22 protein-coding genes are annotated in these 20,363 nt (G+C 62.2%); 15 read left to right on the plus strand and 7 right to left on the minus strand.

From position 1 onward, the window contains the following. The first annotated feature begins 107 nt into the window (after positions 1-107). Positions 108-926, plus strand: coding sequence for a hypothetical protein (locus tag AC1DKY_RS12215; RefSeq protein WP_441603595.1), 819 nt, complete (start codon positions 108-110; stop codon positions 924-926). 34 nt (positions 927-960) lie between these two features. On the opposite strand, the gene AC1DKY_RS12220 is transcribed toward AC1DKY_RS12215, so the two are convergent. Then, positions 961-1,410 carry a hypothetical protein gene (locus tag AC1DKY_RS12220; protein WP_441603596.1) on the minus strand — a complete coding sequence of 150 codons (450 nt, stop codon included), beginning with the start codon at positions 1,408-1,410 and terminating at the stop codon, positions 961-963. Positions 1,411-1,780: 370 nt separating this feature from the next. On the opposite strand from AC1DKY_RS12220, the gene AC1DKY_RS12225 reads away from it, so the two are divergent. From AC1DKY_RS12225 to AC1DKY_RS12235, 3 genes are all read left to right on the plus strand, one after another. Next, positions 1,781-2,161 (plus strand): VOC family protein, encoded by a 381-nt coding sequence (locus AC1DKY_RS12225; protein WP_441603597.1) that lies wholly within the window; start codon positions 1,781-1,783, stop codon positions 2,159-2,161. 102 nt (positions 2,162-2,263) lie between these two features. Continuing rightward, positions 2,264-2,851, plus strand: a complete 588-nt coding sequence (locus AC1DKY_RS12230; RefSeq protein ID WP_441603598.1) for a hypothetical protein — start codon at positions 2,264-2,266, stop codon at positions 2,849-2,851. Between the two features lie 37 nt (positions 2,852-2,888). Beyond that, positions 2,889-3,815, plus strand: coding sequence for a M14 family metallopeptidase (locus AC1DKY_RS12235; protein ID WP_441603599.1), 927 nt, complete (start codon positions 2,889-2,891; stop codon positions 3,813-3,815). Positions 3,816-3,885: 70 nt separating this feature from the next. Here AC1DKY_RS12235 and AC1DKY_RS12240 read toward each other — a convergent pair whose 3' ends face one another. After that, positions 3,886-4,344, minus strand: coding sequence for a DUF1330 domain-containing protein (locus tag AC1DKY_RS12240; RefSeq protein ID WP_441603600.1), 459 nt, complete (start codon positions 4,342-4,344; stop codon positions 3,886-3,888). A 146-nt stretch (positions 4,345-4,490) separates the two neighbouring features. Here AC1DKY_RS12240 and AC1DKY_RS12245 point away from each other — a divergent pair, with 146 nt between their 5' ends. The 10 genes from AC1DKY_RS12245 (at position 4,491) to AC1DKY_RS12290 (ending at position 12,889) form a co-directional block, all read left to right on the plus strand. Further along, positions 4,491-4,823: an autorepressor SdpR family transcription factor gene (locus tag AC1DKY_RS12245; protein ID WP_441603601.1), complete on the plus strand. Its 333-nt coding sequence runs from the start codon at positions 4,491-4,493 to the stop codon at positions 4,821-4,823. Then, positions 4,820-5,251, plus strand: coding sequence for a hypothetical protein (locus AC1DKY_RS12250; RefSeq protein ID WP_441603602.1), 432 nt, complete (start codon positions 4,820-4,822; stop codon positions 5,249-5,251). The genes AC1DKY_RS12245 and AC1DKY_RS12250 overlap by 4 nt, the downstream gene beginning before the upstream one ends. A gap of 45 nt (positions 5,252-5,296) precedes the next feature. Next, positions 5,297-6,232 carry a PLP-dependent cysteine synthase family protein gene (locus AC1DKY_RS12255; protein WP_441603603.1) on the plus strand — a complete coding sequence of 312 codons (936 nt, stop codon included), beginning with the start codon at positions 5,297-5,299 and terminating at the stop codon, positions 6,230-6,232. An 858-nt stretch (positions 6,233-7,090) separates the two neighbouring features. Continuing rightward, complete coding sequence (locus tag AC1DKY_RS12260) at positions 7,091-7,405, plus strand: HigA family addiction module antitoxin (RefSeq protein WP_441603547.1); 315 nt, start codon at positions 7,091-7,093, stop codon at positions 7,403-7,405. Positions 7,406-7,766: 361 nt separating this feature from the next. After that, a complete protein-coding gene (locus AC1DKY_RS12265; RefSeq protein ID WP_441603604.1) occupies positions 7,767-8,168 on the plus strand; it encodes a hypothetical protein in 402 nt (133 codons plus the stop codon). A 293-nt stretch (positions 8,169-8,461) separates the two neighbouring features. Beyond that, complete coding sequence (locus AC1DKY_RS12270) at positions 8,462-8,977, plus strand: hypothetical protein (RefSeq protein WP_441603605.1); 516 nt, start codon at positions 8,462-8,464, stop codon at positions 8,975-8,977. A gap of 106 nt (positions 8,978-9,083) precedes the next feature. After that, positions 9,084-9,380, plus strand: coding sequence for a hypothetical protein (locus AC1DKY_RS12275; RefSeq protein ID WP_441603606.1), 297 nt, complete (start codon positions 9,084-9,086; stop codon positions 9,378-9,380). 445 nt (positions 9,381-9,825) lie between these two features. Beyond that, positions 9,826-10,149: a hypothetical protein gene (locus AC1DKY_RS12280; protein ID WP_441603607.1), complete on the plus strand. Its 324-nt coding sequence runs from the start codon at positions 9,826-9,828 to the stop codon at positions 10,147-10,149. Positions 10,150-10,634: 485 nt separating this feature from the next. After that, positions 10,635-11,189, plus strand: a complete 555-nt coding sequence (locus AC1DKY_RS12285) for an FHA domain-containing protein (protein WP_441603608.1) — start codon at positions 10,635-10,637, stop codon at positions 11,187-11,189. 14 nt (positions 11,190-11,203) lie between these two features. Then, the gene (locus AC1DKY_RS12290) at positions 11,204-12,889 is read left to right on the plus strand and encodes a protein kinase domain-containing protein (protein WP_441603609.1); all 1,686 of its coding nucleotides are present in this window, start codon (positions 11,204-11,206) and stop codon (positions 12,887-12,889) included. A gap of 24 nt (positions 12,890-12,913) precedes the next feature. Here the strand turns inward: AC1DKY_RS12290 and AC1DKY_RS12295 are convergent, their stop codons facing one another. Both AC1DKY_RS12295 and AC1DKY_RS12300 read right to left on the minus strand, forming a co-directional pair. Continuing rightward, positions 12,914-13,798, minus strand: coding sequence for a LysM peptidoglycan-binding domain-containing protein (locus tag AC1DKY_RS12295; protein WP_441603610.1), 885 nt, complete (start codon positions 13,796-13,798; stop codon positions 12,914-12,916). A 65-nt stretch (positions 13,799-13,863) separates the two neighbouring features. After that, positions 13,864-14,730: a PP2C family protein-serine/threonine phosphatase gene (locus tag AC1DKY_RS12300; RefSeq protein ID WP_441603611.1), complete on the minus strand. Its 867-nt coding sequence runs from the start codon at positions 14,728-14,730 to the stop codon at positions 13,864-13,866. Between the two features lie 335 nt (positions 14,731-15,065). Here AC1DKY_RS12300 and AC1DKY_RS12305 point away from each other — a divergent pair, with 335 nt between their 5' ends. Continuing rightward, on the plus strand, positions 15,066-15,659 hold the full coding sequence (locus AC1DKY_RS12305) for a TMEM175 family protein (protein WP_441603612.1): 594 nt from the start codon (positions 15,066-15,068) through the stop codon (positions 15,657-15,659). Between the two features lie 71 nt (positions 15,660-15,730). On the opposite strand, the gene AC1DKY_RS12310 is transcribed toward AC1DKY_RS12305, so the two are convergent. The 3 genes from AC1DKY_RS12310 to AC1DKY_RS12320 are packed head-to-tail and all read right to left on the minus strand — an operon-like array spanning position 15,731 to position 20,359. Next, positions 15,731-16,576 carry a sulfotransferase family protein gene (locus AC1DKY_RS12310; RefSeq protein WP_441603613.1) on the minus strand — a complete coding sequence of 282 codons (846 nt, stop codon included), beginning with the start codon at positions 16,574-16,576 and terminating at the stop codon, positions 15,731-15,733. Positions 16,577-16,626: 50 nt separating this feature from the next. Beyond that, complete coding sequence (locus AC1DKY_RS12315) at positions 16,627-17,634, minus strand: LacI family DNA-binding transcriptional regulator (protein ID WP_441603614.1); 1,008 nt, start codon at positions 17,632-17,634, stop codon at positions 16,627-16,629. A gap of 16 nt (positions 17,635-17,650) precedes the next feature. After that, entirely contained in the window at positions 17,651-20,359 is a 2,709-nt protein-coding gene (locus AC1DKY_RS12320) for a glycosyl hydrolase 2 galactose-binding domain-containing protein (RefSeq protein WP_441603615.1), read from the minus strand. Positions 20,360-20,363 lie beyond the last annotated feature (4 nt).

Consider the following 20,363-nt stretch of genomic DNA (forward strand, 5'->3'; position numbering starts at 1 on the left):
CCTAGGAACATATGTCTGACATCACGCGACGAGGCACCGCCGTCCGCGCCTTCATGCGCCGAGGCACCGCGTAAGCGCAAGAAAATACTTCGCTTTTTCGTCATCCCGTGGATGCCCTGCAACGTTACGATGTGCCGTTCGTCGAACGACACATCACTACCGAGGGCAGCACCATGCAGGGATGGCAAAACAAGATCTGGGCGATGGCGCTGGTCGCGCTGATGGCATCCATGGCGTCGCCGGTCGGCGCGCAGACCAGTGCTGCGAGCACCGCCGATACGGACACGCCGCCCACCGACGCCGATCTGGCCAATACGCGCTGCGTATCCGGCGAAGAGAAATTCCTGCCCGGCGACTACTACTACTGCCTGGGCTCGCAGAACTTTGGCCTGGGGCACTACGAGATTTCGCAGCGCTTCTTCAAGACGGCGGCCAGCTGGGCCAGCAAGCCGGCGCAATACGTGCTGGGCATCATGGCGCTCAATGGCGATCACCAGCCGGTGAATCGGCCCTTGGGACTGGCCTGGCTGGCGCTGGCCTCGGAGCGACGGAACTCCAGCTTCCAGCAGGCGCATGACACGGCCTGGAAGAGTGCGACAGAGGTGGAGCGCAAGGCGGCCGAGCAGGAGCTTGCCAAGCTGCGCCCGGTGTATGGCGACGCCACCGCCGGGCCGCGCGCCGAGCGCCGCTATGCCGATGGCATGGCCATGCTTAATCGCTTGACCAATCAGGGGGCGAAGTACTGCATGGCAGGCATGAACGATCCGTCCAGGCCCAACGCCGATGCGAGCGCCTGCCCGCCGGTGCAGATGGTGATGAAGATGGTGGACACCGCGGCCATCAATGTTTTCGATGGCTGGTCCGGTCATGTCACGGTGGGTCCGCTGGAGCAGGCCGCGCCGCCGGCAGCCGCCGGCAAGAACTAAATCGCGCTTGCTGCGGGAGGCGAGGGCGCGTGCCTCAGTTGTGCGCGTCCATCGCCCAGGTGTTGGCGAGGCTGGTGATGTCGGCCAGATTCATCGAGTGCTCCGCACGTTCCAGCGCGCTGCAGGCCGACTCGGCGGCATAGCGCATCAGGTAAGCCAGGTGTGCGCGGTATTGCGAGCCGATGCCGTGCGCGCGGATCATGCCGGCCGCTTCGGCCAGGCATTCCAGGTCGCTATAGGCACGGTCCAGGTCGCTGCTGCTGGAGCACTGTACGAAGGCCGTCGCGCCATCGGGATCGCGCGAGCGCAGGCTCACCACGTCTTCCACCAGTCGAGCCGCCTGGCGCGCGGCAAACACCAGCACGTCGGCTGCCGCATGCGACAGCTCACTGTCGGAAACGGCGCGATCAGTCAGCTCCACGAGGCTACGAGTGACAACAAGCAGTTGGGCCACGGGACGGCCCGCAGCATCGCTATGAGTCATGGTTCCGGTTCCCCTCCGGAGTGGTGATCCAGACATTGTCCACGGTGTCGTGACATTTGTGTACATCATCAGGGTAGGAATTTGTGACCCCTGACACAGTCGGCGTGGCGATTTGCCCCCACGTCTGCCTGGCAGCGCATGCTCCGGTTACGCTATGCCACTGAAAATACTGGGCCTCCGGGTTTAGTGGGAGAGTTAGTACGCGCTGGCATCCGACAAAAGGCCTAGTCGCTGTCCATGTCCAATTTTTGCCGGTTGTCCAAGCCCTTTGGCTATGTCATCGCGTTCCGCCGGGGACTTATCCTCAGCAATGCACGTCCACCTGGCAGAACCCACGCACGTCGTTGGAACCGTATGGAGGAGGACGCTTATGCACTACTCCCGTCTTTGTGCCTTGCTCATCGATTGCCACACGCAGGATGTCGACGAGGCGGCCCAGTTCTGGGCGCAAGCCTTGGGGCGCCCGATCGACCTTGGTCATCCCGGCAGCCGTGGCAACTACCGCATGCTGGAGACGCCGCCTGACGAAGCCATCGTGCAGATCCAGCGCGTGGCGCACCAGAGCCGCGTCCACCTCGACATCGAAACCGATGACATTCCCGCCGAAGTGGCACGTCTGGAAAAGCTGGGCGCTCACGTGGTGGATCGCCTCGAACGCTGGGTGGTGATGCAGGCGCCGACGGGGCAGCGCTTCTGCGTGGTGCGCGTGCAACGTCCAGGATTTCCCAAGAACGCGAACCAATGGGAGTGACGTGCGCTGAGCGCTTCGATTGAGTGTCGTTGACAACCCTCCGCATTCGGCCCAGGCGGAGATCGAACGGGCTCCGGGCCACCATGGCAGAAGGACTCTCTTATGAATGGTTTCCGCGTTGTGTTGATCGCTGCGCTTGCGGCCTGCATTGCTGCTGCGGCCCTACCCGTGCAGGCCAAGCAGGACACGCCCAATGCCAGCCAGGCCAAACCCAATCTCGCCGGCCTGCACGATTTTGATTTTCTGGTGGGCAATTGGCGCGGCCATCATCGCAAGCTCAAGGAAAAGCTCGCCAACAGTCATGACTGGGACGAGTTCGACGGCACGCTCAGCATGCGCCCCCTGATGGATGGCTATGCCAATGTCGACGACAACGTGTTCAACACGCCCAAGGGCACCTACCGCGGCGTCGGCCTTCGTTCCTATGATCCCAAGACCGCGCAGTGGGCCATCTGGTGGCTGGACGGACGCGATCCGTTCGGACAACTCGATCCGCCGGTGAAGGGACATTTCGAGCATGGCGTCGGCACGTTCTACGCGACCGACACGCTGCGCGGCAAACCCATACGCGTACGCTTCGTGTGGTCCGGGATCACCCCGACCACGGCGCACTGGGAACAGGCTTATTCGGCCGACGACGGCAAGACCTGGGAGGTCAACTGGATCATGGATTTCACGCGGGTGCCGTGATGCTAAAGTGCGGCGCATCCACCACGACGGCATCAGCATGAGCACCCAGCATTTCTATCCCATCGGTACACCCGGACAGGCCTGGGGCGCGGCAGAACGTGCAGCGTGGCTGGCACGCCAGAGCAAGCAGCGCAGTTACGCGGATGATGTGGTGAGCGTTCTCGAGCGCCTGCGCGAGACGTTCGACGTGGTGGAGTACGGGGCGCTGGATTACGGGTCCGAACACTATCCGCTGCTCGCCGTGCGCAGCCGTGATTGGCGTGAGGATCTGCCGGTGTTGCTGGTCACGGGCGGTGTGCATGGCTACGAGACGAGCGGCGTGCATGGCGCGCTGCAGTTCTTGCAGCAGCATGGTCGCGACTATGCCGGGCGGGCGAATTTGTTGGTGGTGCCTTGTGTGAGTCCGTGGGCGTACGAGCGCATTCATCGCTGGAATCCCGAGGCGCTCGATCCCAATCGCAATTTCCGCAAGCACAGCCCCGCCGGCGAATCGGCGGCCCTGGTTGATCTGCTGGAGCCACTGCGCGATCGCGCGCTGATGCATATCGATTTGCACGAAACCACCGATACGGACGAGTCGGAATTTCGCCCGGCGTTGGCATCGCGCGATGGCAAGCCGTTCGAACCTGGCGAAGTGCCGGACGGTTTCTATCTGGTCGACGACACCGATCGTCCTCAGCCTGAATTCCAGCAGGCCGTGATCGAAGCGGTCGCCAAGGTGACGCATATCGCCGATGCCGATGCGCGTGGCGAGATCATCGGTTCACCGTTGCTGATGCCGGGCGTGATCAAATTTCCGGTGAAGCAGTGGAGCCTGTGCGCCGGCATCACGAATGCGCGCTATGCGACCACCACCGAGGTCTATCCCGACAGCCCGCGCGCCACGCCGCAGCAATGCAATGATGCGCAGGTGGCGGCCGTGCGCGCGGCGATCGACTATGCGTTGAGCCATCGCGTCGACTGAGCTGCTGCCACGCTGACGAGGCGTGGCCCATCGCAGTGCAATTATTTCGTGGTGAGCGCCGAGGCGCTGCTCATCCCTCGGCCTGCAAAGGCCGAGGCGTCATGTCGGACAGCGGAAGCAAACGCGAGTCTTCGATAGCCGCCGTGCGATGTCCCAAGCCGGACAAATAGGCCTCGTGCGTCGCAAAGGCCAGAAAGGATTCGACGCTGCGTTGCCGAATAAGCATGGCCATGTCCCAGCGCTCGTCCGGCGGTCCAATGAGAAAGTCACCGCCCTTGCCGAGGAACTCGATGTTTCCTCCGGATTGGATCAAATAGGGCAGGGTGTGCTCGATGTAACGCTGAAAGGCGGCCTCGCCGGTAATCGGCGATGGCGGCGTCAGTTCCGGCGTAGCGGCGTAGTCGGCGACTTCGCGGAAACGCAGAAGATTGAGCATAACGATCTGGCCTTCCAGTTGCCGCATGACGAAGGCGCGGCCGGCATCTTGCGTGGGTTCCAGATAGCGCGTGAGCTGTTCGGGCGACGTCATGTCGCTGTCTCCTGATGGGAACGCGACGGTGCGCGTCGGCGAGCAAATATACCCGGGTATATTTGTCCGGATCAATAGTATCCGGGTAAAACATAGGCCGAATGCCAGCACTTGCGCTATTTCGATATTTGGCTAAATATCTACGAATGAACAGCGTCTTCAAGGCCCTCGCCGATCCCACCCGCCGCAAGGTGCTGGAATTGCTCCGGCAGCGTCCGATGACCGCCGGGGAGCTATCGGACCATTTCCCGGTGTCTCGACCGACCATGTCGGCGCATTTTGCGGTGCTGCGCGAGGCTGACCTGGTCGAGGCCAACAAGATCGGCACCAGCATCACCTACCAGTTGAAGTTGTCGGTACTGGAGGACGCGCTGCTGGGCTTCACCCAGCTGTTCGGCATCGGTGCCGCCGAGCGCACGCCGGCAAATGCCGCTGGCGTGGCCGGGCACAAACCCACTCGAGAAGGAGCCGACGAATGAGCGAGAACTCCCAACTTCAGCGCGCGAAGAAAGAAATCCTGTTCGGCCTCAAGCTCGCAGCCGTGATGATCGGTGGCGCCCTGTTGCTCACCCTGGCCCGCAAGCAAGGGTGGATCGACGCAGAGCAAGTCGTGCGCGGCAACAACGTCATCATCGGCCTCGCCCTCGCAGCCTTCTGCAACTTCATGCCAAAGCGGATGACCGGCACGCCGCGAACCGTCCACCACGCGACCCTGGCGCAGTCCATCGGGCGCGTTGGCGGCTGGGCGATGACGCTGGCCTTCGTCGTATGGTCCTCACTGTGGGCATTCGCACCCCTGGAGCTCGCCAGAATCGGCGCGGTAGTCGCCGTCATCACAGGCGTTGCGGTGATGATTGGCTATACGGTCTGGAAGTGCGCCGGTGGGCGTGTGTCGAGGAGTGGTTGAGGTAGTGCCGGGCGTTCGTCTGTCATTGGACAAGTGGATCACACGATGAGCCAAGATATCCTCAAGCAGATCGGTCGCACCCCATTGGTACGTCTTGGTCGGGTCGGAAGTCATTTGCCCTGCGAGATCTGGGTGAAGTGCGAGCATCTGAACCCGGGCGGTTCGATCAAGGATCGTATTGCGCTGGCCATTGTCGATGACGCCGAAGCGCGCGGGCTATTGCGGCCGGGCATGACGCTGATCGAAGCCACGGCCGGCAACACCGGTGTTGGCCTCGCCCTGGTGGCTGCGGCCCGTGATTACAGGCTTGTTTGCGTCATGCCTGAAAAGATGTCCCACGACAAACGCGGTGCCCTGACCACTCTGGGCGCAAACGTAATCATCACGCCCAACGCGCCGCCATCGAGCAGCGATAATTTCCGCAATGTCGCCCAACGCCTGGCGCGCGAAAACGGCTGGTTTCTCGCAGACCAGTTCAGTAATCCCGCGAATGTTCGTATTCACGAAGAGACGACGGCGAAAGAAATTATCGACCAGACGGGCGGGCGAATCGGTGCCTTCGTGGCAGGCGCGGGCACAGGCGGCACGATTTCCGGTGTCGGCAGGCGACTCAAGGCCCACCACAAAGGCATCGCGGTGATACTGGCAGATCCTGTCGGGTCGGCTCTGGCAGATTGGGTCGAAACGGGAACGCCCGGTCCCGATGGATCGTATGCCGTCGAAGGAATCGGCGCAGCGGAGCCACCCGCCAACTTGCATCGCGATGTCATCGATAGCGTCGAACGCATTTCCGATGACGAGAGTTTTAGCGTGGCTCGACGCTTGATGCGTGAAGAGGGGCTTCTAGTCGGTGGATCGTCTGGCACCAACGTGGCAGCGGCCATGCGCGTTGCCGCCCGCGGCCAAGTGGACGGCCCGATCGTCACCATCCTTCCGGACGGCTGGGACCGGTACCGATCCAAACCGTGGATGCAAGATTGATTGTCTAGCGCGCAGGACCGAAAGCTGGGTCCGAGTGCATTATTGATTGAGTGCACTTGCGACTTCCGAACGTAAGGGAATGAGGAAAGTGCACTCTGACCCTCGTTCTGCTGTTCGCTTTCAAGTCATCTAAGGGAATGCTGCCGACATTCGCTCGGCATTGCGCCGTCACGCACCACCTCGCGCGGGTGGACACCCATCTCGCTGATCCCTGACAGACGATGCCAACCCTGCTTGTTAGGGTCAGTCATTCGCGCTGTCGTATTGCAAGGCCTCGCGGGTGACCATGACCACCAGGTCATGAGGCGCGGGCCGTGAGTGCTCGAAACACCCACGACCCGCTAACCATCACCAACTCATACGGAAGTTGATCATGGCTATCCGCGATCATACGGGACGCATCCGCTCGTCCGTTCCCCCTGACGACACCCTCACTCCTCCGCCTCATGCCCCGTCGTCCACGGCGGCGGCATCGCCCGAAACCCTGCGTCATGGCACTCGCGGCGACATCGCTCTGGCGGTGCTCGCCCTCACGCGCCTGCGTGTCGACAGCGAGCAGTGTCGAAACGCGCAAGCGCGGGGATTCCCCGGCAGAGCGCTGCCATGGCCGCTTCCCGCGGCCGTCACCGCCAGCCTGGGCACAGCCGTCTACTGCTTGCAGCAATACGCCCGCCTGCTCAGTGACGAGCCTCGAGTGAACACCACACGCCTCCGATGAGCGCCGTTGAAGCGCATCGGCCGGCATGGCGATGCGCCGCATTCGGGCGATCACCGACAAAGCTGCCAAGCATTCACTGACACCGAGCGCTGTAAGCGCCTGAGCCGCTGTGCGGCCGTGTCCGACAGGGAGGAACCACCATGGAACTGATCCAGCTCACCCCGCATTCGGAAATCGACCCCTCGCAACCCCTGCGAGCCCCCGGCGACATCCTGCTGCACGCCTACCTGATTCCGAACGCCCTCAACCCCGCCCAACTCGCCCGTCGTACCGGCATACCCTCCAATCAGATCAAGGCCTTCATCGCCGACACCCACCCCATCACCGCCAAGATCGCCATCCGCCTTTCCCTCGCCTTCGACACCACCGCCTTTTACTGGCTGGCACTTCAGGCGCGGTACGATCTGGAAAGGGCGAAGCCTGTGGTCCGCGCTTATCGTCCGCTCGTTGATTGAGGACAAACGCGTGACAAACGGGACGAAGGTAGTTACGTCCCGTCGCCATTGTTCGAAGCAACTACATCCGTGCCGTTTCCTCTGATTGGGAGCCGACGCGCGACTAGCTCATCGTGGCGCGTCACCGCCTGACGGTGCAGCGTTTGGCGGCCGGATATACATGTGCAGTCGACACGGACGCCTTAGCTAAGAGATGCTTGGCAAAGGGGAGGGGCCATATACGGTTATTCGAATGGATGCGGTCTGGCTTGCTTATAGAAATTCGCAGGATGGCGAACCGCTGCTATCCCCAAAATTTCGCCGACTCGGTGCTCGCTCATCGAATGAAACTTGATAGTCCAACGAACCGCGGAGGTTAATCATGTTTCGTACTAGCCACATGTGCACACTCATCTTGATGGTCGTATTGCTTGGGACCACCGTCGATGCGGTCGCGCAGAAATCGACGCTGCCAACGGGAACCTGGAGCGGCATACTGAGCGGCGGAAAAGCAGTGCAGGTCCGTGTTCAAGTGAACTTCCAGCCGAATGGTGCTCAACTTCATTTCTATGCCCCGCTTAGCTGTCTCGCCCAGGCTGGTTTTGTCCAGAGCACAAGTAATGGAAGCTTCTTCACGTTCAAGCAATCGACCACGGGCGGCGCTTTTTGCGACAAGCTCTATCCAGGCAAGATGACCGTCAACAAGCCATCACAGTCCGGCATGGCAATCTCGCTGACAAATGCAGGCGCCCAGTGGTCCGGCATTCTGAAGCCGGGTGCTTAGGCCTGGAGCGTCGTAACGCACCATCGAAATCCGCGTCAGAGTGCACTTTTGATTTCCGAAGGCAAGAGAATGAGAAAAGTGCACTCTAACCCTCGTTCTGATCTGTCCATTAACAGTCATCCGGCGACGGATGGCTAAGGTCCGCTTCCGACCCGAAGCGGACTTGGACTTTGCCCAGTGACCAGACGCGCGGCACCTAAGAGGAGTGGATGATGGCAGGCTTGGTTCATTCGCCTGGAACCGTGAAAAATTGCCTAGCGAACTCGCGTTTCATCGCTCTGTGCGCAGGCGTCATGCTGTCATTGAGTATCGCCACATCAGTGCAGGCAGGAGAGCTTCAGGGAGTCAAAAGGCTTGTGAGCTATCTGACAAATAGCCAACCCAAAACGGCGCAGTCGGTAGGCAGGGAAGTAGGCGTCGAGCTGACCGGTCCCTCGCCGGCCCGGCAATCGTCCTGGATCGAGTGGGTTGGAAAGGGCGGCGACAAGGATGCTTGGGTGAAAGAAGTCGTCTTTCGCACTCCCTCCGCCTTGGACGATCCCACCGATAGGGATGGATCGACGTACAGCGGGGCGATCATTATCAGCATTAAGGCTGGCGTCTGCCTTCGCTTGAATGATATTGAGGGCGCTTACGGCGTAGGAACCGTGCTTCCTCCGTCCCCTCATGCCCCCGAACCTGTGAGAGAAGAGGCTACTGAGAACTTTGTCATAAATGGCAGAGAGGTCGTCTTTAGCGCCCCGTGTGAGGAGGGTGGCATCGGGTGCATAACTGCACTTGGTGTTTATGACATCCCAGTTAGGAGATAGGAAAACCGCGATCGGAGTGCAGCTTACGTCCGCTTTCGATCCGGAGCAGACATTTTGAATTGTCCGGAAAACTCCATATCGTTCGGCTGGGAAAGGGGAGATTGCGTTGAAGTCCTTCCGCTTGGGTGCAGTCTATGGCGCACCCCCATTGTTCAATCCGGATATCAACGAGATGGGCTATTTCGAGCCCTCAGACCTTGGGATATCGGCAGCACTCCTTGCCGAGATAGACGATTGGAACAGGGCTTTTCAACGCACGTTTTGTGACGCGTATCCTCCTGACGGTGGGTTCCAGGCTATATCCGATCGCGAGAATCACAATTTGATAGGGCAGGCGCTCTCGGTGAAACTTCAAGAGGAGCTGGGCGGGCTAGCCTCGGTGGTGTTCATTCCGTTGAAATAGCCATGCCCCTTTTTCAGTACAGTCGGACGTCCGCTTCCGACCCACAGCGGACCTTGCGCCGAAACCGGGGTCAGAGTGCACTTTTTTTATGCGCCGGCGTCGTCACAAGATGAAAGTCCACTCTGAGATGGCCCGAGTTTGACGGACACCTTTGAAAGGGGACAATCCCCTGGGAGGTGTCAGATGGTCAAGCGCCAACGATTCACCGCAGAGTTCAAGCGCGAAGCGGTCCGGCTTCTGGACGCAGGGGAGAAACCTGCCTCGGAAGGGAGCTACGGGAAAACCTCTTTGCTTCCTCGTTCCAAGCGTCCCGTTTCGTGTGCTGTCCGAACGACTGCTCTGATATGTTCGACTCAAATGTCCGTTTCGACCCGTTGAGGTCGCAACCAGAAGCAGGCATCAGCGATCTGCTGAAGGTCGGCACGTCGGGTAAAAAGGGGAGCTGATGAACTTGACTGCTGCCATGACGTTGTGCTTCGCGGCGATCGTCAGCCGGTGGTACTTGATGCTGGTTGCAGGGAGGGCTCGGGGCAGCATCTCCAAGGCCCATCCGGAATTTGCTGCTGCGCTCTATGCCTCGCGCATGGATGTGGTCTTGTACGGCATCGGTCCGCTCAACTGGAAGCCCTTATTTCGTAGTCCCGTCCCCGGGGACATTGAGGCGACGGTAAAGCGACTGAGGTGGGCGGTGCTGACTGCCAGTGCACTTGGTCTGGCGACTCTTGTTTATGCGCCCGCTACGTTCTTGTATCTAGCCAGGGGCGGCTAGCGGACGTCCGCTTCCATCCTCAAATCGATCTGACGCAACGACGAGGATGGACGAGCGCAGTGCTTGATTCCTGGGTCACGTGACTCTGCGTACGCCATACCGGATTTCGAACAACCCCACGGATGGACTATTCAGGCCTACGTAGAACGACTGGCCAGTAGGCGGTCGGGCGAGGGCGGAGAACTATCCCGGCGCAACCGACGTGTCGCCCATTGCGGGCGTTCCCGATCACGGGTGGCGCAGGCAAGGCGGCGGGAATCGCGAGGCAATCGGCAACCGGTTCATCAAAATAGGCGGTGCCGATTGGCCCCTTTCATGCATTGTGATGAGCTTCTCGTTACCCGAATACTTGGTGGTACGAGAGTGTCGATGGTTGTTGGCGGGTTGGTCTCTTTTCTGTGTCAGCCTCGCGAAAGGGCCGCTTCGGCGCGAATGAGCAGTCAAGTTTGCGCAGGAACGACCGATGGCTTGGCTATGATGGACCGATGGACTTCACCCCTGGGCGCTTGATGGAAAACCGTAGCTACAGTTCATTGCCGGCCACCGGGAAACGCTCATCGGGCCCCCAGGGGACGCGGCTTTTTTCGGCTGACGAGCTGAGCCGGCTCGCCGTCGAGGCAGGCTTTGCGTCCGATGGCGGCGTCAGCGTCCACGAGCCCGTGCTCGAAGGCACCAGTGCGGCGCTCAAGGGGCGTCGCTTTACGTTGCGAGCTGGTCGGCAAACCATCGGGCGGGGCGGCGAGAACGATATCGTCATCTGCGACCCGAGCGTTTCTTCGACCCATGCGTGGGTGATGAACCAGCAAGGCCATTACGTGGTGATGAACACGCTCTCCACCAATGGCACGTTCGTCAACAACAAGCGTGTGCACGAAGCCACCATCCGGCATGGCGATCGCATTCGTTTTGGACAGTCCGAGTTTGTGTTTCTGACGCGGGAGCCTGGCGCGTCCAGGCTCGGTCGCGTCGGATGGTTCGCGCTGGCCGTGGTGGTGCTGGCGGCGCTGGGCGGTGCGGCCTGGTGGTTGTTGAGCGCATGAGTACGGTTGAGCGCATGCGACCGCGCTCCATCGGGCGCTACCGGATCGACGGTGTGCTCGGCGAGGGCGCGATGGCGGTGGTGTACGCCGGCTTTGATCCCGGCATCGACCGGCCGGTGGCGATCAAATGCCTGCATCGCAACGTGGCGACTGACCCGAGATTGATGGTGAGGTTCTTGCTGGAGGCGCGCGCGTCCGGCCACCTGGTGCATCCCAATATCGTCACGATCTTTGATACCGGCGAAACGGACGACGGCCGCAAATACATTGCGATGGAAAGGCTTTCGGGCGAGACGCTGGCAAGCCGCGTCTCGCAAGAAGGATTGCCGCCGCTGGCGGTGATCATCGAGCTGGCGTCACAAGTGGCATCGGCGCTGGACTATGCGCACGGGCAGGGCGTCATCCATCACGACGTCAAGCCTGAGAACATCATGCTCTCGGAGAATTGGCATTGCGCCAAGCTCAGTGACTTTGGCATCGCCGAGCGCAGACCCGTCAACAGCATCAGGCAAGGCCAGGCCAGGCAGATCGGCGGCACGCCCGCCTATATGGCGCCGGAGCGCTTGCGTGGCGAGCGTGCCGATGCACGCAGCGACCTTTTTTCGCTTGGCGTCGTGCTGTACTGGCTGCTCACCGGCAAATTGCCATGGCCGGAAACCGACGATCTCAAGCGCCTGATCAGGGAGCGGCAGCGTCAGCCATTACCTGCGATGGTGCCCGTCGATCCGACGATACCGTCGATGCTCGCGGGCATCGTGCGGACTCTGCTCGCGCCGGCACCCGAGGCGCGTTACCAGAGCGGCGCCGAAGTCATCAACGATCTGCGGTTGGCGCGCCGGGAGCACGAGCGATCGCATGAGTCGCCGCTGGCCACGCGCATCATCTCGCTGCGCCTGCGTTGGATTGGCGCCCTGGGCGCCACGCTATGCCTGGTGCTGCTGCTGGGCCTGGCGGTGATCTATGCCAAGCAGCATGGCGCGGTGACGGGGCTCGCCACCGACTTTGGCGGTTCGCTGGGTCGCATGGTCGCAAGTGAGGCAGCCGAGAACCTGTTGTTGGGCGATGACCCCGCCACCCGGGCCCTGGTGCAGGACATCGCGAACAACCAGCAGATCCAATACCTCGCCATTGCCAATCGAGAGGGCGCGGTGGTGGCGAGCACGCAACCGGGGGATGTCGGCAAGACACTGCCCAAGCTCGATGCCGAAAAGCAGACCTTGGCCGGCGAGGTGGAACGTTACGTTGGCCGCGTCGATGCAGACTCCCATGGCGATGACTTGCTGTTGTTCGACGTGCCTATTCGTTATCAGGCCAAGGCCGTCGGCGAGTTGCGCCTGGGCGTCAGCAAGGCGCCCCTGCTCGAGGCCGAGCGCACGACGTTCTGGGTCATCGTGGGGGTGCTCGTCATCACCTTGATGGCGCTGGTTGGCGCGGCTTATTGGCTGTTCCGACAGCCGCTGGCCTTGCTTGGCATGCTGGGGGATTCCCTGGTGCAGGTTGGCCGCGGCGACTTCAGCCAGCGCATCCGCCTGGTTCGCCACGATGAACTGGGTCGATTGTTCGTCGCCTTCAATCAGATGAGCAGTGCCCTGGAGGCGCGGCATCGCAACGATGCTTCGGCATCCCCTGCCGTCGCGGCAAGTCCGGCGAGGCAGCCAACGGTGGTCATGTCGCCGTCAGCGGCCAAAGAGGATCGATAGACCCACGGGGCGGGGAGGCGCGCGTTACAGCTGCTTGAGGCGATGCTGCAGTTCAACGGCTCTCGCCCGGTAGATCACGGCGCGCTCGTAGTTGGGGTCAATCGCGAGGACGCGGTCCCACAAGGCAATCGCCTGGTCGAGCTTCTGGTCGCGATACAGCACTACCGCGCGCTCGTGATAGGAGCCGACCAATTGCTCTCTCAGCGCCTGGTTTCCTGCGGGCTTCAAATGCGGGTCGATGGTCAGCGCCTGGTCCAGTCGCGTCAATGCCTGAGCGTTCTTTCCCTGCTGCGACAAGGCCACACTTTCCAGTTGCAGGCGTTGCGCCTTGGAGGCAGGCGACTCGCCTGCGGGTGCAGCTTCGGTGGTGGCGACCGGCGCGGTGGGCGCCGCGCTGCGACTGGGCGTATTGGTTTTGGCCGGCGCCGTATCCGAAGACCACGAGGCCCGCAACGGCGATTGGGGCAGGCGGATGGTCTCACCCGCGTGCAACGACGAGGGATTGGTCGACCCGTTATAGCGGGCCAGCAACAGGAATAGATTGGAATCCCCCAGGCTGCGAGCGGCCAATGTGCCGTAAGAGTCCCCGGCTTGCACGACGTACGGGCGCGACTGTTTACCAAGGGCCGTGTTCGGATCGACCGTGAGCTGCCGCAACAGGATTTGTGCCGTGCGGTCGGTCGGGTATTTCGCCAGATACTGCCGCAAGCTCTGCTCGCCTTCCGCGTAGCGACCGCGCAGAAAGTAAGTATTGGTTATGGCATTCAACGAAAGCGACTCGTTGTCGCCGGTTGCAGCCTCGCGATTGCCCGTCGGCGACGCGGCGCCGCTGCTGCTGTTGGCGGAGCTGCTCGCTTTGGACCGGAGGTTGCCGATCTGGGCGCAACCGGTCATGGCAAGGAGGGCCATGCAAAGCGCTACCTGCAGCGTACGCCAAAGCATCGGGTGCATGGTTTCAGTCGATCGAGCCAGGCTCATGTTTCGCTATCTCTGGTTGCGGTCTGCTCAGCGGCTCGCTGCCCAAAGGCGACGGTGCGCTGCATCGCAGACCAAAGTTTGTTCCGGTACCGCCGCAAGCGGCCTTCACCGCTTGCGTGGGCGAAAATCAGGGCGACGTTGTCGCCGTCGCGGCCGCCACGCTCAACCGCCGTGGCCAAGGCTTCCTTCAAGGCCTCATGCTGGTCACGCCGCTGCGAGAGGGATGCCAGCTCCTCGGTCGTGAGTTGCTCCCATACCCCATCGCTGCAAAGGACAAAAGTCTGATCGCCGTCCAGCTCAGCGAAGCCGTGTTCGACGACCGGAGGTTGCGGCCCTCCCAGTCCACGCAGGAGTTTATGCTGGTCGGGATCGTTGGCCAGCTCGCCTTCGGTCAGTTCCCCGCGTTGCAATTTCAGTTGCCCGAGGCTGTGGTCTTCGGTGCGACCGATCAGACGCGTTCCCCGAAAGCGATAAAGGCGACTGTCGCCGACGTGTGCCCACGAGACCCGGCTGGCGCGAATGAGCGCCGCGACGATGGTGGAATGCGGTTGCGCGCCTGCGAGATGTTCGCCGTGCTGCTGCAGTTGGGTATGCGCTTCCTGGCAAAGCGTCTCGAGAAAGAGCGATCCCGGCAGGGAGCGCCAGGCACCTTGCTCCCACAGGCGAAGAGTCGCCTGGATCACGCCATGGGAGGCCAGTTCGCCCGCGCCATCGCCACCCATGCCGTCGGCCAGCACCAACAGCCAGGTGGACGAAGCCGAATCGTGGAGGCAGATAAGGTCATCTTCCTGGGTTGCCCTTCCGCCTTGAGCGCGGCCACCTGCGGCCCGCGGAATCGCGTGAAAGTCGACCGTCGTGTTCATCGCCCATCCCCCCGACCTCTGAGCGCAGTCCTGCGAGCTGAAACCTTACGGGACTTTTGCCGCTGAAAATTTGCGTTTGGTCCCGTTGCCATAAGCCCGATCGTGACCTTGGCTAAACCTTAAGCTGCCTTGGGCTGCCTGGCCAATCGGACATAAGGGGGATTGGGTCATGCCAGGGAGCGTTTCGGGCGCTTCGTCGACCTCGGGCAGACCTGCCACGCGAGCTTGCTGAGCAGTGGGCGCTGCGTGCACCCTTATAAGGCCCGCCGGTAACCCGAAGCGGGGTCGGCAGCTGAAACGGCAGTGGCCACACCAACCCGTCGCTGGGTGACATCATGACCAAGAGCAAAGAACGGCTGGCGCGTTTTTATGCGCTTTCCGACGGCATTTTTGCCGTCATCATCACGGTGATGGTTCTGGCGTTCAAGGCGCCCGCCGGTCACGATCTTCCCGCGTTGATCAGCCTGTGGCCCGATCTGGTCAGTTACGCGGTGAGCTATGCCTTCATTGCCGTCGTCTGGTTGAATCATCATGCGACGCTTCGTTACGCGCAGTATCTGACGGGTACCCTGGCCCTGGCGAACTTCGCCAATCTGTTTGCGATTTCCTTCATTCCCTTTACCACCGCCTGGCTGGCCGAAAGCGAGATGGCGTCATTCCCGCTGACGCTCTACGCCCTGGTGTTCTTTCTGGTGCAGGGCACGTACATGGTGTTGATGCGGGAAAGTTTTTCTCACCTGCCGGACGGCATCGATCCGCGATCGCGACGATGGCAGTGGTACAGGGCGTGGATCATGTTGGCCGTGTTTTTGATAGCCGCCCTGGTAACCATCATTCCGCCGCTGTTGCGGCTCGGCTTGTTGGCGTCCTTCCTCATCCTGTACTGCCGTCCTGATGCGTTCCAGCGCGCCGACGCCGCCGCGCCCTGAGTGATTGACCTCTCGCAGCAACGACAAAGGCCGCGCAAGCGGCCTTTGTTCGTGGGGTCGCTGTCGCCCAGTTACACGATGGCCACCTGGTTGACGTTGTTTTTCGGATCCATCCAGAAGGCCTCGTTGGCGAAGCGTCCGAAGATCTCGCGCGGCAGGATGGGCTGGCGTTCCACCGATTCCACTTTCGGACGGACGGAATGCAGGCCGGGCATGCCGACGCGGGCGTCGAATTCGTCGGCGTTGTACTGGATGTGGTCGAAGTCGTGTTCGAACCAGGGTTCGCCGAGGAATTGATAGACCGCGCGCACGGCGGCGGCGGGGTCGCGCACCAGGCTTTCGTAGGTCAGCAGCATCAGGTGGTCGTGCGCGTATTCGCCGTAGAAGGCCTCCTTGGTGGCCTGGTAGGCGAAGCCGACCATGCCGCGCGGATCAGTCAAGGCTTCGACGCGCGAGTACACGGTGGTGTTGGTGTCGAACCGGAACACCTTGCTGACACTGACCGGTTGGCGGCGCACCAGCCGCTCCATGCTGTCCAGCACCCAGGCCAGCTGGCGCACGCAGGCGACGACCTTCACGCCTGGGAACAGCGTGTTGAGCAGCTGCATGCGGCTGCACCACAGCCGGCTGGTGTCGAACACCACCTCGGCGCCGCCTTCAACCGAGTAGAAGTTCTCGACCAGCCCGCGCAATACCGCAACGCGCTGCTCGTCGGAGACATCGAAGGAGAAATCGTTCTTGCTGCTGGCCTCGGCGATCACCACGCCCATGATGTCGGCCAGCGGGCTGGTCATGCCGGCGCGAAAACGCGGGTTCTGATTGAGGATGGCGGCCAGCAGGGTGGTGCCGGCGCGCGGCAACCCGGAAATGAAGTGGAACTTCCGCGGCGGGTTGCTGGCGTCTGGCGTGGCTGGCATGCGGGTGATCCTCTCGATCGTTGGCCTGGTTCTGCTGGATAGTGCCCGATTCAGGGCGCGCGCGCCGTCGACGCGCGCATGCGCATCTCGTAGCCGACTTCGACCATGCGGGCTTCTCCCTTGCCCAGTACACGCAGCAGCAGCTCCTCAGTGGCGCGCTTGCCCATGTCGCGTACGGGTTGGTGGACCGTGGTCAGCAGCGGCCACACCTGTGTCGCGATCGTGGTGTCGTCGAAGCCGCAGATGGAGATATCGCCGGGCACCGACACCCCGGCCTCCGCCGCGGCCCAGATTGCACCGACGGCCATGTCATCGTCGGCCGCGAAAATGGCGGTGGGCCGATGCTTGAGCTTGAGCAGTCGGCGAGCTGCAGCCACGCCGGACTCGAAGGAAAACTGGCCCTGCACCATATACGCCGGGTTCTCCTCCAGGCCTGCGCGCTTCATGCCATCGCGGAAGCCGGCGAGGCGCCAGATGCCTGCGCCGTGCTTCGGATCGCCGATGATGTGTGCGATGCGACGATGGCCCAGGGCCACCAGGTGATCCACCATCGCCGCCGCCGCTTCACGCTCGCGCAGCATCACGCCGATGCAGCCCTTGGGTTGCCGCGGCGCGATCGAGGCAAACGGAAGGTCGTGCTTGCGCAGATGGTCGAGCAGCTTTGCATGATCGGTGATGGGCGGCGTCAGGATCAGCCCATCGGGTTGGTGCCGCGAAAGAATGCTCTCGACGCGCTCGACGAAATCGGGCGCCGTCGACACCAGCGGCTGCACCATCATGCTGTATTGCCGGGCCTCGCAGGCCTCCAGCACGCCGGCCTGGACTTCCATGATGTAGCTCGGCGACAAGTTGTCGTAGAGCAGGCCGATCATGAATGAGCGATTCGTCGCCAGGCTGCGTGCCGAGGTGAGCGGCCGGTAGTTGAGTTCGGCCACGGCCGCGAGTACGCGGTCGCGCACCGAGTCGCGCACATTCGGCTCGTTGTTCAGCACGCGCGATACGGTCTTCTTCGACGTGTCCGAGGCACGGGCGACGTCGTTGATGGTCACACGCGACATGAAAGCCTTTGCGTCTTCAATGAACTGCTCCCTGCGTGATGGCAGCCGGAACGCTTTGAGCGGGAACGTTCCATCCACTCACTTCGACCACCGGTACGACAGTTTCCTGCGATGCATAGCGCGCGGTCAGCACGATCGACTCGCCGGGCCAGAGCGTGACGTCATTGTCATTCCAGCGTATCGGCAGCGCAAGATCGCCATGCGCGCCACGCCGGATCGACACGTGCTGGAACAGCGCCACGGCCTTGGACGATGCAGGCACCGACAGTGTGATCGTGGTGACCTCGTCCTTGCCGTCGCGCGTGGTGCTGGCGTGGATCTCGCTGGTCGCGGCCGGCAAGGACTGCAGTGCGGTCAGATCCCCATACTGCGTCAGCGGGGTGAGATACCAGTTCGATTTCGCCCAGTCGAGTACGTCCGCCCGGGTGGACAGCCAGTAGACATTGCGGCTGACCGGCTTGCCGTCGGCAGCGGCAAGTTCGAGCTCGATGAAGTAGGTGGGAGACAGGTTGGCGATCGCCGGCAGTGTCGCCAGCTGGCGCGTGTGATTCCCCGCCAGGTCGATGTCTTGCAGGTGCTTCTCGAAGCGCATGCTGCCATCCAGGTTGCGTAAGCGGATGTTCGCCTGCAGTCCGTGGACATCATCCAGCGTCTGATTCACCAGCACGATGGCCTTGGAGTCGTACGAATACTGGATATGCACCAGCTCGTTGGCCTTCTTGGCGCCGAAATACGCGCCGGCGGGATTCATGTAGTAGCCGTACAGATGCCAGTGCAGCGAGGGCCACGCGTTGTTGAGCATCCAGTAGATGACGCCGGTCGATGGATTGGCGGCATCCATGTGCGCATTGAACGCTTCGAACTGGGCACGCACGTTGTCGTAGTTGTCGAGTTGGGCCTTGGTAACATAGTCGGCGAGACTCGTGGGCGCGCCATAGCGCTTGGCCAGCGCGTTGTCGAACGGCGTGAGCACGGCGAACGTCGACCAGTCCGCGGAGGCGTGGTATTGCCTCTGCTCCGAATATTTCCACAGCGCCTCCTGCTCCTGTGGCGACAGCATGCGCTGCACGTCTTCCAGTCGCGGGATATCGGCACCCGCGCTGACTTCCGAATCGAAGCCAAACGCGCCGCCCAATTTGTCGGCGTACCAATACGACGGCGGTATCCAGTCGTACGGGCCGGCCATCTTCAGGCCGGACGGACCAGCATCGGCGGTGCCCTGCGGGACGGCCGCCGAGATGATGGGCAAGGACCAATCCGCCGCGCGCAGCGTATCGACGTACATCTTGGCGATGGGCGGCGGCGGCGCATTGTCGCTGCCGATCAGGAAGCCGATCACCGAGGGATGGTTGCGCAGCAGGCGCGCCTCGCTGGCCATGGAGTCCTCCGCCACTTTCATATCAGCGGCCGTCCAGGGCGAGCCGCCGGTCTTGGCGGCCGATTCCCATTTGTCGCAGCATTCCCAGCCAGCGAGTATCAAGATGCCGTGCTGGTCGGCGAGTTCGTAGAAACGCTGGTTCTCCAGCTTGCCTTCGCTGCGGATGGTGTTGAGGCCAAGATTGAGCACATAGTTGAACTCGGCCTCCATGCGCGCGGGGTCGTCGCGCAGAAACATGTCCGGGGCCCAGCCGCCGCCGCGGATCAGCAAGGGTTTGCCATTGATGAAGAACTGGCGGTAACCCTGCTTGGTCAGGTTGGAACTGACGCTGCGCATGCCGAAACTTGCCGTCGCGCGGTCGGAGGTTGCGCCATCGACGGCGGCGCTCATCTCCAGTTGGTAAAGCGGATGGTCGCCCATGCCGACCGGCCACCAGATCTTGGGATGATCCAAGGCCATGCCCGGCGTGGTGCTGGACGAGAAGGACACGTCCTGCGTCTGTCCCGGCGCGAGATGCACGGTCTGCTGGATGGGGACGCCTGCCACGGTGCCGCTGATCGTGGCGTCATGCGCTGCCGTGTCGAGGTTCTTCGCGGTGACTTTCACGGCCAGCGTGGCGTGCGAGAGATCGGGCGACAGCGTCGATTGCACGTGCGGATAGCTCAACGCGACCGGCCCGGTCAGCGCGATATCCACGCCTCGCCAGGGGCCCATGTTGTTGTCCGGCGGGGTGGGGTTCCAGTCCACCCAGCCGATCGACAGGCTGGTTCGTGGATCGGCCGGATGCACGCGCATGGCGAGCACATTGGCGCCCGCGTGTACCCAGCGCGTCACGTCGAAGTCGTGCACGGGATAGGCACCGGCGAGCTCGGCGTGGTCGACCACCTGATGCCCGTTCACCCACAGGTCGGCGCTCGCGATGATGCCGTTGGTATGCAGCATCGTGTGCTTTTGACCCAGGTCCTTGGACAGCGTGAACTGCGTGCGATACCACCACGGCGTCACGAACAGGTTGCCACTGGAATCGGGCACCTGCACCGCGCGCATGTTGTCGCTGTAGAAGACATCGTTCTTGAACGTGTGGTTCTCGAGCAAGCCGGCCATGACGGTCGCGCGGCCGCTCACCGGGTACCACTCCTTGGTGGAGTAACCCGCCAAGGAGATCTCGGCGCCCGCTTGCTGCGCCTTCGCGCTGTCCTGGATTTGCCAGTGAGCGATTGAAGTGACGGACCCCGCATCGGCGGCGACCGTGGTGGGGACGTAGGTCGCCTGGGCGTGTACCACCGAGGCGGCCGATGCCGCCATCGCGACCATCATCCACAGCGTGTGCCTGGCTGGAGTTTGCATGGCG

This window comes from Dyella sp. 01N448, from assembly GCF_056399225.1.